This is a genomic window from Gracilimonas sp. (assembly GCF_031581265.1).
In the GTDB taxonomy this organism is placed as follows: Bacteria; Bacteroidota; Rhodothermia; order Balneolales; family Balneolaceae; genus Gracilimonas.
Map to the genome: position 1 here is coordinate 17,910 of NZ_JAVLBQ010000005.1, position 12,026 is coordinate 29,935.

Genomic DNA, 12,026 nt, shown 5'->3' on the forward strand with positions numbered 1-12,026 from the left:
CGTGAAATAAATTAATATTCAGATGAGTTTTGATTTTCTTTCTGAGCCTATCGCACAGGTATTTTTATATGCCCTTTTAACAGCCGTTGCTACCGGTTTAGGTGCAGTTCCTTTCTTTTTTATAAAAGATATTTCTCAGTCGCTACTTGGAAAATCTAATGCAGCAGCCTCAGGATTAATGTTGGCAGCCAGTTTCAGCTTAATAATGGAAGGCTATGATCTGGATGAATGGATGACCCTCGGCGGCATGCTGGCAGGTGTGGTTTTGGTTGTTTTGGCGAACAAATGGATGGATGGGCGCTCTGATGTTGACGTCAAAGATTTAGTGGGTGCTAAGCGAAAACAGATGCTCATGTTTTTGGGTATCATGACAGTTCATTCTTTTGCTGAGGGAATAAGTGTTGGCGTCTCATTTGCCAATACCATGGAGTTTGGGATTTTCATCGCCATCGCCATTGCCATTCATAATATTCCTGAAGGCTTGGCCATCAGCTTGGTTATGGTTCCACAAGGCACCTCCCCCATTAAAGCCGTTTGGTGGAGTATTTTCTCAAGTTTACCCCAGCCCTTGATGGCCGTTCCTGCTTTTCTGTTTGTTGAAATTTTTAAAGAATACCTCCCATTTGGTCTTGGTTTTGCAGCAGGGGCTATGATTTGGATGGTATTTGCTGATTTAATACCCGAAGCACTTGAAAAGTGTGAAGCTAAAAAAGTAGGCCTTTGGGTGACCCTTGCTGTTCTTGCCATGAGTGCTTTTCAAATTTTAATTGGTCACTAACCGTAACAATTATTTACTATTATTTAAGCTTTTTTTTCAAAGCTTAAGAGAGTGCTTTCTTACCTTTGTCTGACTAAATAATCATCTATCATCCACAGGGCATTGAACTTCAAGCATTTTCTACTGGCGTTACTGATTTTATTTCCTTTCTTAGCTTTTGCACAAACTCAGAATTCTGAACCCCCGCAAACAATCAATGTTTTTTTAGATTGTCGTGGCTGTGACGACAGCTACATTAGGTCTGAAATTAATTATATAAATTTTGTGCGTGATCAAACCGATGCTGAAGTTCACTTGCTAATTACCAACCAGCAGACCGGTAGTGGCGGAAGGGAATATGATTTGAATTTTTTAGGTCAAAAAAATATTTCAGGGAAATCCTACAACCTGAAATTTATAAGTCCTAAATCAGATACGGAAGATACCAGAAGACGGAAGTTGGTCCGGCACGTAAAACTTGGCCTAATTTACTTTTTAGTAGATCGTGATGTTCTTTCAGACTTAGATGTCAATTTTATGGGTGAAGTTAATGATAATGAATCAGGTCAAGATTCTGATTCAGATCCATGGAATAGTTGGGTATTTGAGCTGAGAGCAAGTACCAGCTTTAGTGGTGAACAATCGAGGGGTAACCTAAGTTTTGACGGCAGTTTTGACGCCCGAAGAATCACTGATGAATGGAAAACTACCTTTGATTACAGAAGAGATTATAACCGAAGAGTTTTTCGATCAAAAAATGATGATGGCAGTACAAAAACAGATATATTTATAACAGAATCTCAGAATTTCACCTCCCTCATTGCCAAAAGTCTTGGCGATCACTGGACCGTGGGTGGATACAGCCGGGTGAGGTCATCCAGCCAGGATAATGTTGACCTGAGTATCGGTGCCAGTCCATCAATTGAGTACAGCCTCTTTCCCTACAATGAATTCAATCGCCGTCAAATCACCTTCAGGCTTGGAATGGCAGGTGCATTTTATGACTACAGTGAAGTGACCATCCTGAATGTAACAGAAGAATTTCTTTGGAGACCTGAATTAAATATTGTCACTGATTTCACGCAACCCTGGGGCGGTGTTTTTTCATGGATTAATGCCGGTACTTATCTCCACGATCCGAGCAAAAACCGGGTAAATATGAGATTTAGAGTGAATGTGCGTCTTTTGAGAGGTCTTTCTATTTTCTTATCCGGAAGATACTCACTTATCAACGACCAGATCAGCTTGCCGGCCGGTGACCTTACTGAAGAAGAGCGCCTGCTGAATTTGAAACAACAGGCGACTTCCTATAATTACGGTGGCTCTATTGGATTCGAGTTTAACTTCGGTTCTATTTATAACAGTGTAGTGAACCCCCGCTTATAATCTAATTGGCTGAGGTATTCATTACTTCGTTTAATTTTTCACCACCGCGAATTCCAAAATCAAGCGTTCGAATTGGATATGGAATCATGATATCATTTTCATCATAAGCTGATTTTAGTGCTATGATTGCTTCACTTTGGGCACTCCAATACTCCGGAAGTTTTTTGAAGTCTATCCAAAAACGAACTGAAAAATTCACCGAACTGCCACCAAATTCATTGTAATAGAATTCAACATCCCGGCTGTTATCCCTTAATCTAACTCTGAAATTGTTTCTATGGCCACTTCACGGGCTTTTTCTAAATCATCACCATATGATACACCACAAGCCAAATCTATTCGACGCTCTCCATTTTTGGTATAATTGGTAAGTGGGTTTTCATAAACCACTTTATTGGGCACATACATAATCTGTCCCTGGGGAGTCTTAACGATAGTGTTTCTCAAATTCAGCTTTTGAACCGTTCCGAACAATCCATTGGTCTCGATGATATCTCCCACTCCAAACGGATGGCGAATGGAGAGCAAAATCCCCGATATAAAATTGGACGCTATATCCTGAAAAGCAAAACCTAAAGCTAACCCTATTATACCTGCACCGGCTAATAAGCTTGTCACCGCTCCGCCAAGATTCAAAATACTGAGTGAAATAAACACTCCAATGCCTATTACCATTACCCCCAAAATTGTCTGAGCCAGTCCCGTCACCGTTTTATTATCGGTAACCTGAGACAGCATTTTACCAACCATTTTTTTGATAAACTTAGCTATCACATAAAAAACCAGCAGTACTAATAATGCAACCACCAAATTGGGCAACATCTCAATGGTGGCTGTCAGCCATTCTTCGACTTTACCAACTATTAAATCATACGTATTATCAATTTCCATAAAACCTTTTTATTTGTGTTATTAATTGTATCCTTCGCAAGGATATTTATTTAAAAATTGTTCCATACATTTTCTCAAGCGTTTATTAATACTAAAATTGAATACCATGAATTATTACTTGCGGTCTCTTTTTCTACTTTTAGTTTCTTTACTGTTTATAAATACATCATTCGCACAAAGCCCCGCAGAAAGTGCAGATAAAGTAACACCTTTACTTATAGGCTCTCAGGTACCCGATGTCCACCTTAAAACGGTTGATGGTAATTCAATTTCATTAAGAGCTGAAGTTTCCGAACAGCCTACTATTCTTATTTTCTATCGGGGTGGATGGTGCCCTTACTGCAGCAAACATCTTTCAGATTTGCAACAAATTGAAGACGAATTGTATGAAATTGGGTACCAAATTTTTGCCATCAGTCCTGACCGGCCCGAAAAACTAAAAGCAACTTTACAGGATCAAGCATTAGGTTACACCCTGCTATCAGACAGCCCAATGACTACCTCAAAAGCTTTTGGACTGGCTTTTAAAGTAGATGAAGAAACCATAGAGCGGTACAAATCCGTGGGTATCAATCTTGAAGAAGACTCCGGGTATGATCATCATCTGCTCCCTGCACCGGCGGTTTACATTTTAAACAAAGAAGGCATTGTGCGTTTTAATTACGTGAATCCCGAGTATAAAGAGCGAATTAATGGGGATGTTTTACTTACAGCAGCCCGGGCTTACTTTGAGGAATAAGGAATTTAGCTGTTTTTTATGCCTCGATATAAAACCTTTAGCAAGCAGACCTTAAGCATTTCAGGTATTGAAGTAAACCTGCATCGGAAGAATGTTAAGAATCTGAATTTGAGAGTGTATCCTTCCAAACAAGAGGTTAAAATATCGGTTCCCCGACATGCCCCTGAAAAGGCCGTTATGGAATTTGTAAAAGCCAAAATCCCCTGGATTAAGAAGCACCTTTCCCGAAAAATTTCTCCAAAGCCTTCTGCTACTTTAAATTTCGTCAATGGTGAAAAGCACTTATTCTTTGGCAACGAATTTGAACTAAGAGTGGTAGAAAAGAACAGCCCTCCTGAAGTAATTATTGAAGGAAATCATACCCTGATTTTACAAGTGCGGCCGGGAGCTGATATCAATAAGAAAGCCAAGGTTTTAAAAGAGTGGTACAGAGCTCACCTTAAAAAAGAAATTCCACTACTGATTCAAAAATGGGAACCCATAATGGGAGTTTCTGTTCAAGAATTTGGAGTGAAGGCCATGAAAACAAGATGGGGTACTTGTAATATCCGGGATCGGAGAATTTGGCTGAACTTAGAATTAGCAAAGAAACGTCCTGAACTGCTGGAATATGTAGTGGTACACGAAATGGTTCACCTGCTTGAGCGACTGCACAACAAAAGGTTTTACGGTTTCATGAGTCAGTTTCTTCCGAACTGGAAATCACTGAAGGCCGAATTAAATAAAACCGGCCCCTTATCTAATTGTTGAAAAAAAAGTCGAAGGTTTTTTGATGAAATGGCATCTAAGTGAATGAACCTCAACTTAGATATGGAGCTTAACTATGAAATTATTATCTAAAATACTTGCCACAGTAATCCTTTTTACAGCTTTTGCTATTCAAGCCAATGCCCAGCAGCGCCAAAAGATGGAACGCCCCAAAACGGAACGTATGGAGAAAATGAAAACCATGCGAGCCAATCAGATGGATCGTCATCAAAATATGATGCGAATGCTTGACTTGACTGAAGAACAACGTGAGCAAATAAAAGAAATACACCTGAAAGGACAAAAAGAGATGCTGCCTTTACGCAATCAAATACGCGAGCATCGCGCTAAACTCCAAACGCTAACAACCGGAGATAACTACGATGAGAATTCCGTAAGTGAGCTCGTTAATGAAATGAGTGAACTTCACGCTAAGATGATGTTAAAGAGAATTTCTCACCGGCAAGAAATCCGTGAACTTCTAACTGATGAACAACGCATTAAATTCGACACCTTTCACATGAGAAATAAGGCAAACAAACCTCATATGATGAGGGGCATGAATAGGTAGCTTAGATCAATGATGCAGGGAGTTAAATCCCTGCATTTTATTTGATCACCGGCCTTATTATTATGCAATTTAGAAATGTGGATATAAAACGTGTAAACCAGAAGGATATCGAAAAAACCAGCTTAATAGAGCGACTTCAGGACGGTGATGAAGCTGCTTTTAAACAATTGGTAAACGATCACAAAGACCAGGTATATAATACTTGCCTGGGGTTCTTACGTAATCCCCACGATGCCGAAGATGTATCACAGGAAGTTTTTATACAAGTGTATGATTCGATCAATGATTTCCGGGAAGAAGCAACTTTATCGACATGGATTTATAGGATTGCTGTTACAAAATCTCTGGAACTCATACGCTATCGGAAAAGACAGAAAAGATTCGGTTTTTTCCAGGCATTGAATTCACTTTTTAATAATCCCGATGAACAATCGGATGAGGAAAGCTATATGCACCCGGGTATTAAGCTTGAAAACAAAGAACGGGCAAAGATATTATTCCGTGAAATTGATAAGCTAACAGAAAAGCAAAAGGTAGCCTTCACCCTTCAAAAAGTAGAGGGACTCAGTTACCAAGAAGTCGCAGATGTCATGGAGCAAAGTTTGTCGGCTGTGGAATCACTGATTCACAGAGCTAAAGAAAACTTAATAAAGCAGTTACGCACCTATTACGAACAAAATGAAATGGATTGAACCATGAATACTCAAAATAAAACAGATCGTGAAGTGGAAAAAACCATGCAGTCACTCGATGGATTTCAACCTGCCAAGACCGATCCTTTTTTCTACAGCCGCTTGTCTGCCAAGTTAGAAAACAGAGAAGAGACGGAATTAGAGGGGTCTTTCAATTATGGGTTTGCATTTTCAATGGCCGCTGTTGTCGTATTCCTATTTCTGAATGTCATTTCATTATCAATGTATCAAAATATAATACCGGATGAACCGGCTACAGAACAAGAGATCGTCGAGGAGTTGACCTATGAGTATCAAGCCCTTGATTTAAGTTATTACCAAACTTTTGAGGAAGAATAACATGGAAGTATCAAAAAAATATAAATGGGCGCTTGGCGGTTTGATTGTCATGGTTTTACTGAATGCCGCTACCCTTTTTACCATCTGGATTAACAAACCGGATGTTCGCAATTGGAGAAATGCGGATGATCGAGACCGAAATCCCGCACAACACTTTATGAAAGAAAGATTAGATCTAACCGATGCTCAATCGGATTCGGTAGAATCATTAAGACATGCTCATTTCAGCGAAGTCAGGCAAAACAGGGATAGCCTAAATAAATATCGCCAGGCTTACCTTGAGTTTATCATGAGTGATGAAAGCGGCAATAAAGCTAAAAAAGATTCACTGCTTAATTTAATAACCGGTCAATATCATCAGATAGAATCAGCTATGTATCAACATATGGCAGAGATGAAAGAAGTACTAAACAGCGAACAGCAACAAAAGTTTAAAAAAGTACTGAAAAATACGGTCTTCAGAAATCAACATGACAATAGAGAGCACAGGGAGAGAATGCACCGGTAGTAAGAAATTTCTATGTCCACCAATGGTCGATGTTCGGATGATTAATCCGTATCTTTAGGGTCTATGGAAATTACCGAGACCCAACAAAAGACCGACCTTAAAGCACTCACCAAAGAAGAGCTCACTCATTTCTGCTCAGAAATGGGACTCCAAAGTTTTAGAGCTGACCAGATTTTTCAATGGATGTATCAGAAAGGAGTATCCGAATTTGAGGATATGACCAACCTATCCAAAGATCTTCGCGAGAAGCTTCGGGAAATTGCTACGGTCAATCGAATTAACTTAGTTCAACAGCAAGAATCTAAAGATGGAACCATCAAGTTTCTTTTCCAGCTCAACGATCCGGAGAAAGAATACAAAGTTGAGGCTGTACTTATTCCTGATTTTTTTGCGGATGGGGCTGCACGCCGGCTAACCGTCTGTGTTTCTTCTCAGGTTGGATGTGTTTTCGGATGTGCTTTTTGTGCAACCGGTAAAATGGGCCTATTTCGAAATCTCACGCATGGTGAAATTGTAGACCAGGTACAATACATCAACGATATTGCTGAAGAAAAATACGGTAAGAAAATAACCAATATTGTGTATATGGGGATGGGAGAGCCGCTTCACAACTTTAAAGCGGTCGTAAATTCAGCTCATATCATTTCCGACCCATTGAGTATTGAGTTATCTCCCAAAAGAATTACGGTTTCTACGGTGGGACTTACCAAACAGATCAAGAAGCTCGCTGATGATCAGGAAGAATTTAACTTGGCTATATCGTTACACGCCCCTACCGATGAGAAGAGAGATAAGATCATGCCTATCAACAGCTCCATGAATCTTGAAAGTCTTGAGGATGCTGTAAAACACTATCACAAAGCAACGGACAAAGCTATTACCTACGAATACCTGCTGTTTGATAATTTCAATGACAGCCCGGAAGATGCGCGTAATCTTGCCAAAATTGTGAAATGGGTCCCAAGCAAGGTCAACATTATTATGTACAACAATGTAGCCGGTGTTGAGCTCAGGCGAGCCCGTGAAGAACGATTAGATAACTTTATGCGAGAACTTATCAAGAATGATGTACGCGCTACTGTACGTCGGAGTCGCGGCGATGATATTGATGCAGGATGCGGACAGTTAGCTATTCGTGAAGGTGCGCCCAAGGGTAAAACGATGGCGAAGAATTAGAAGGGGAATCAGCGAGGTATTCACTAGCCCCTCACAAACAAGTAAGAGAGGGTACTCAATCGAAAATTATTGGCACTCCATTAAGCCTACTCAATAAGGTTAAACACCCGCTCAAATCGTGGTACCCATCCATCCATTGAGAACCAGATGATGGAAGCTTTTCCGATTACATGATCTTGTGGGATAAAGCCCCAAAAACGCGAATCCTGACTGTTATCACGGTTATCTCCCATCCCGAAGTAGTAATTCTGTTTCACCGTGTAGGTATTTGTCTCTTCTCCATTTATATAGATTCGTCCGTTTTCACGGCGCAGATCATTGCGCTCATAACGTTCTATAAGATCTTTGTAGATAAACCAATTATCGTTGGTAATCTCAATCTCCTGCCCTTTAAAAGGAACTACAATTTCAGGCATTTGATCGGCATTGTTAAATGCTCTTGAAAAATCGCCCTGACTTTGTACATAATTTCTGTCGGTCATCCCTTCCCCCTTCACATTCAAAAACATGGTATCCACTTCACTCCAGTCCCGTACTGTTTCAGCAACATCAGCGGATAGGTTAAGGATATAAGTATTTTCGTTATTATACCCAACCAATTCTCCCCCTACCGATTCCATTTTAGCCGTACTGAGTCGCACGCGATCGGCCATCTGCACCACATAATGCTTCTGTACTCCCTCATGGGTTACTTCCGGCTTTCCATCTATATAAAGCGTTTTATCTTGGATAGAAATGGTATCTCCTGCAATGGCTACAGCACGTTTGATGTAATTTGTCTTTTGTGAAATCGGCTTTACTTCCCAGGGTACATTAAATACAAAAATGTCATTTCGCTCAATGTCTCTAACTCCCGGAAGACGAGTCCATGGAAGATCAACGCCCGGCACACACATGCCCTGAACAAAAGGAACACAAAGCCCCATGGGCGTTCTGGCACCATAAGTAACATTGGAAACGATAAGCAAGTCTCCCGTCATCAAAGTTTTTTCCATAGATGGCGTTGGAATTTTATACGAACCAAATAGAAATGCACGGAGAATAGCAGCGGCTATAAATGCAAATACAATAGCATCAACCCACTCCCTCAACCAAGATTTAGCCTTCTTGTTTTCAGCTTCTTTCTTTTTCTTTTTTTGTTGCCAGTAGGTGCTACCGTCGCCTTTAGGTTTTTTGTCGTTTTCCAAAGTGTGCGTTATTTAGTTTTAATATGAGAGGGCTGCTTAATTTCCTCTTTTTTGTATTCTCCGGCCTCATAGGAAACCCTGAACCACTGATCTCTTTCAGGAGAGAAAAAGTAATCAATATATTCTTTAGGGGATGCTGCTCTAAGTTCTTCAGTCAGTGTACGCTTTACCTGGGGCATCAAATCTATATACCGGCTGGCACCAACATAGACTAACCCATTTTCGAATGGTCCTTCGAGATCCAGCACCATCATGGGAATATACCCGTCAATAATAAACCAATATTCAAATTGTATGGATTTTCCATCCCTTAGGTATCCATCTTTTTCTATAATATCCTCCACCGTTTGCGTGGGATCACCATAAACATCCTGCAATACCGCTCTAATTTCTATAGCGGGCATTCGATCCAGTTCATTGTAATTAAATCCCTGTCCGGTCCATTTTATATCTGAAAATTCTGACTGAAAAGCGGCTTTAGCTTCTTTGGTATTTTCTACCTTCTTGATTTCGGGCTCCTCAAACTGCGCCTGGGCGGCAGATGAGATAAGAACCATAATTACAAAAAAGAGTAATATTCGTTTTGTTAGCTTCTGCATATTTTTATCTATCGTCTTCGTCCATTGAAAGTACGGCGAGAAATGCTTCTTGTGGAACTTCTACCGTACCAACTTGTTTCATTCGTTTTTTTCCTTCCTTCTGTTTTTCAAGCAATTTTCTCTTACGAGAAACATCACCGCCATAACACTTAGCAGTCACATCTTTACGGATTGCACGCACGGTGTCACGGGCAATAACCCTGCTTCCGATGGCAGCCTGTACGGCAACTTCGAACTGTTGTTGTGGAATAAGTTCTTTTAGCTTCGCACAAACTTTACGTCCCAGGTAATACGCCTTATCACGGTGAGTAATGCTTGACAATGCATCCACCTGATCACCATTAAGCAGGATATCCAGGCGGACTAAATCACCTTTTCTAAATTCAATGAATTCATAATCCAGGGAAGCATATCCTCGGGTACCAGATTTCAGCCGATCGTAGAAATCAAATACAACTTCTGCCATCGGTAATTCATACGCAATTTCAACCCGATTATTTTGCATGAATAACTGATTTACATAATTCCCTCGGCGATCCTGGCATAGTTTCATAACAGGACCAATATAATTAGCCGGAGTTATAATACTTGCTTTGATATATGGTTCGTAAATCGCCTTTATATCGCCATTATCCGGCATCTGGCTTGGGTTATCCACCTCAATGCGATCTCCGGTTTCCTCAAGCTCAACTTCATACTGTACGTTGGGTACGGTGGTTATGATATCAATATCGAACTCCCGGTCGAGCCGCTCTTGCACAATTTCCATATGCAATAATCCAAGGAATCCCGCCCGGAATCCAAAACCGAGGGCTTTAGAGGTTTCCGGTTCGTATGTCAAGGAAGCATCATTCAACTGAAGTTTTTCAAGGGCAGCGCGAAGGTCTTCAAAATCGTCTGAATCGGTTGGAAAAATTCCACTGAACACCATGGGTTTTGCTTCCTGGTAACCAGGAATAGGATCTTTGGCAGGATTATCTACTTTGGTAATGGTATCACCTACACGCACATCCTGCAGCGATTTAACACTTCCAATAACATATCCAACTTCTCCGGCATGGAGTTCTTTAGTAGGCTCCTTCTTCATTTTCAGATAGCCAATCTCTTCTGCATTATATTCTTCTTTATTGGCCATGAATTTAAACAGATCACCCTTCCGGAGTACTCCTTCCATCACGCGAACATAGGCGATGGAACCTCGATAGGTATTAAAGATGGAATCAAAGATAAGAGCTCGCAGTGGTTTCTCGTCTTCTCTTTTTGGTCCCGGAACTCGGTCAACAATAACTTCTAAAAGCTCTTTAACTCCTTCACCTGTTTTACCGGAAACATGAAGAATTTCATCAAAATCACATCCAATTAAATCAACAATCTGTTGGCCTACTCCCTCAGGATCAGCTCCGGGTAAATCGATTTTATTTAATACAGGAATAATTTCCAGGTTCTGATCAATAGCTTGATAAAGGTTAGATATAGTTTGAGCTTCAATTCCCTGAGCTGCATCAACCACTAAAATAGCCCCTTCACACGCTTTTAAGGCCCTGGATACTTCATAGGCAAAATCGACATGCCCCGGGGTATCGATTAAATTAAAAATATAGTCTTCCCCATTTGGACGCTTATAATCCATGCGAATAGCATGGCTTTTAATCGTGATGCCGCGTTCACGCTCCAAATCCATATCGTCCAGGATCTGCTCCTGCATATCACGTTCGCTTATAGCGCCTGTGATCTGAAGCAGCCGGTCGGCTAAAGTTGATTTCCCATGATCAATATGGGCAATAATGCAAAAATTTCGGATGTTATTCATAAATTGAATAGGATATAGTGCGTCTCACTTAAAGAAATAAAGATACAAAGAAGGCAGGAGCTGTTAAAATTTCGTTAATGCTATTTTATCCAAACATTATTTTGAGTGGTTAAGCTTTCTACAGATTTATTCCCCAATATGTTTATGAGATCCTTTACTGTGACGTTTGCGCAATTTTTTAATTACTTTATGTAGTGGAATTTCCTTTTCGGCAAGCAGTAACATCAAGTGAAATATAAGATCGGCCGCTTCATTTATTGTGTCTTTGTTCTTCTCGTTTTTTGAAGCAATCACTGTTTCAACAGCCTCCTCTCCTACTTTTTGCGCGATCTTATCGATACCTTTTTTGTACATACTGGTAGTGTATGAGCCGTCCGGCATCTCTTCTTTACGGTCATAGAGAAGCTCTTCCAATTCAATTAAAAACTCATAATCTTTTTTTGTGATCGTCTTGATATCTGCCATATTAACTTAAATAATTGGTTTTTCAGCGGGGACAAAGTTCATCATTTTATATCATCAATACAATGCCTACTTCAACTTAATTCATCTATTAAACAAAAAAATCCGCAGCAAAATCATCCCAAGATGAGTTTGCTGCGGATTTTCTGATATATAGAAATT

Annotated in this window: 15 protein-coding genes; 9 read left to right on the forward strand and 6 right to left on the reverse strand. The window is 40.2% G+C overall.

From position 1 onward, the window contains the following. The first annotated feature begins 22 nt into the window (after positions 1 to 22). On the forward strand, positions 23 to 778 hold the full coding sequence (locus RI561_RS03225; RefSeq protein ID WP_395078786.1) for a ZIP family metal transporter: 756 nt from the start codon (positions 23 to 25) through the stop codon (positions 776 to 778). A gap of 264 nt (positions 779 to 1,042) precedes the next feature. Continuing rightward, positions 1,043 to 2,143, forward strand: coding sequence for a hypothetical protein (locus tag RI561_RS03230; protein ID WP_395078787.1), 1,101 nt, complete (start codon positions 1,043 to 1,045; stop codon positions 2,141 to 2,143). 1 nt (position 2,144) lies between these two features. On the opposite strand, the gene RI561_RS03235 is transcribed toward RI561_RS03230, so the two are convergent. After that, positions 2,145 to 2,342, reverse strand: a complete 198-nt coding sequence (locus RI561_RS03235) for a hypothetical protein (protein ID WP_395078788.1) — start codon at positions 2,340 to 2,342, stop codon at positions 2,145 to 2,147. Between the two features lie 53 nt (positions 2,343 to 2,395). Next, complete coding sequence (locus RI561_RS03240; protein WP_395078789.1) at positions 2,396 to 3,034, reverse strand: mechanosensitive ion channel family protein; 639 nt, start codon at positions 3,032 to 3,034, stop codon at positions 2,396 to 2,398. A gap of 106 nt (positions 3,035 to 3,140) precedes the next feature. Here RI561_RS03240 and RI561_RS03245 point away from each other — a divergent pair, with 106 nt between their 5' ends. From RI561_RS03245 to rlmN, 7 genes are all read left to right on the forward strand, one after another. Further along, positions 3,141 to 3,773: a peroxiredoxin-like family protein gene (locus tag RI561_RS03245; protein ID WP_395078790.1), complete on the forward strand. Its 633-nt coding sequence runs from the start codon at positions 3,141 to 3,143 to the stop codon at positions 3,771 to 3,773. A gap of 18 nt (positions 3,774 to 3,791) precedes the next feature. Next, the gene (locus RI561_RS03250; protein WP_395078791.1) at positions 3,792 to 4,523 is read left to right on the forward strand and encodes a M48 family metallopeptidase; all 732 of its coding nucleotides are present in this window, start codon (positions 3,792 to 3,794) and stop codon (positions 4,521 to 4,523) included. Positions 4,524 to 4,596: 73 nt separating this feature from the next. Beyond that, entirely contained in the window at positions 4,597 to 5,091 is a 495-nt protein-coding gene (locus RI561_RS03255; RefSeq protein WP_395078792.1) for a Spy/CpxP family protein refolding chaperone, read from the forward strand. Positions 5,092 to 5,168: 77 nt separating this feature from the next. Further along, positions 5,169 to 5,783 (forward strand): RNA polymerase sigma factor, encoded by a 615-nt coding sequence (locus tag RI561_RS03260; protein WP_395078793.1) that lies wholly within the window; start codon positions 5,169 to 5,171, stop codon positions 5,781 to 5,783. A 3-nt stretch (positions 5,784 to 5,786) separates the two neighbouring features. Next, a complete protein-coding gene (locus tag RI561_RS03265) occupies positions 5,787 to 6,122 on the forward strand; it encodes a hypothetical protein (protein ID WP_395078794.1) in 336 nt (111 codons plus the stop codon). Between the two features lies 1 nt (position 6,123). Next, on the forward strand, positions 6,124 to 6,630 hold the full coding sequence (locus RI561_RS03270) for a Spy/CpxP family protein refolding chaperone (RefSeq protein ID WP_395078795.1): 507 nt from the start codon (positions 6,124 to 6,126) through the stop codon (positions 6,628 to 6,630). A 63-nt stretch (positions 6,631 to 6,693) separates the two neighbouring features. Further along, the gene (rlmN, locus tag RI561_RS03275; RefSeq protein WP_395078796.1) at positions 6,694 to 7,806 is read left to right on the forward strand and encodes a 23S rRNA (adenine(2503)-C(2))-methyltransferase RlmN; all 1,113 of its coding nucleotides are present in this window, start codon (positions 6,694 to 6,696) and stop codon (positions 7,804 to 7,806) included. A gap of 86 nt (positions 7,807 to 7,892) precedes the next feature. Here rlmN and lepB read toward each other — a convergent pair whose 3' ends face one another. The 4 genes from lepB to hisE form a co-directional block, all read right to left on the reverse strand. Then, complete coding sequence (lepB, locus tag RI561_RS03280; RefSeq protein WP_395078797.1) at positions 7,893 to 8,993, reverse strand: signal peptidase I; 1,101 nt, start codon at positions 8,991 to 8,993, stop codon at positions 7,893 to 7,895. An 8-nt stretch (positions 8,994 to 9,001) separates the two neighbouring features. Further along, positions 9,002 to 9,592 (reverse strand): hypothetical protein, encoded by a 591-nt coding sequence (locus RI561_RS03285; protein WP_395078798.1) that lies wholly within the window; start codon positions 9,590 to 9,592, stop codon positions 9,002 to 9,004. Between the two features lie 4 nt (positions 9,593 to 9,596). Further along, positions 9,597 to 11,402, reverse strand: coding sequence for a translation elongation factor 4 (lepA, locus tag RI561_RS03290; protein ID WP_395078799.1), 1,806 nt, complete (start codon positions 11,400 to 11,402; stop codon positions 9,597 to 9,599). A gap of 126 nt (positions 11,403 to 11,528) precedes the next feature. After that, complete coding sequence (gene hisE, locus RI561_RS03295) at positions 11,529 to 11,867, reverse strand: phosphoribosyl-ATP diphosphatase (protein ID WP_395078800.1); 339 nt, start codon at positions 11,865 to 11,867, stop codon at positions 11,529 to 11,531. Positions 11,868 to 12,026 lie beyond the last annotated feature (159 nt).

What these genes read in the sequence shown, in the direction of transcription:
- RI561_RS03225 (WP_395078786.1), top strand. Translation starts at nt 23, where the DNA reads ATGAGTTTTGATTTTCTTTCTGAGCCTATCGCACAGGTATTTTTATAT.
- RI561_RS03240 (WP_395078789.1), bottom strand. Translation starts at nt 3,034, where the DNA reads ATGGAAATTGATAATACGTATGATTTAATAGTTGGTAAAGTCGAAGAA.
- RI561_RS03245 (WP_395078790.1), top strand. Translation starts at nt 3,141, where the DNA reads ATGAATTATTACTTGCGGTCTCTTTTTCTACTTTTAGTTTCTTTACTG.
- RI561_RS03250 (WP_395078791.1), top strand. Translation starts at nt 3,792, where the DNA reads ATGCCTCGATATAAAACCTTTAGCAAGCAGACCTTAAGCATTTCAGGT.
- RI561_RS03255 (WP_395078792.1), top strand. Translation starts at nt 4,597, where the DNA reads ATGAAATTATTATCTAAAATACTTGCCACAGTAATCCTTTTTACAGCT.
- RI561_RS03265 (WP_395078794.1), top strand. Translation starts at nt 5,787, where the DNA reads ATGAATACTCAAAATAAAACAGATCGTGAAGTGGAAAAAACCATGCAG.
- RI561_RS03270 (WP_395078795.1), top strand. Translation starts at nt 6,124, where the DNA reads ATGGAAGTATCAAAAAAATATAAATGGGCGCTTGGCGGTTTGATTGTC.
- rlmN (WP_395078796.1), top strand. Translation starts at nt 6,694, where the DNA reads ATGGAAATTACCGAGACCCAACAAAAGACCGACCTTAAAGCACTCACC.
- RI561_RS03285 (WP_395078798.1), bottom strand. Translation starts at nt 9,592, where the DNA reads ATGCAGAAGCTAACAAAACGAATATTACTCTTTTTTGTAATTATGGTT.
- lepA (WP_395078799.1), bottom strand. Translation starts at nt 11,402, where the DNA reads ATGAATAACATCCGAAATTTTTGCATTATTGCCCATATTGATCATGGG.
- hisE (WP_395078800.1), bottom strand. Translation starts at nt 11,867, where the DNA reads ATGGCAGATATCAAGACGATCACAAAAAAAGATTATGAGTTTTTAATT.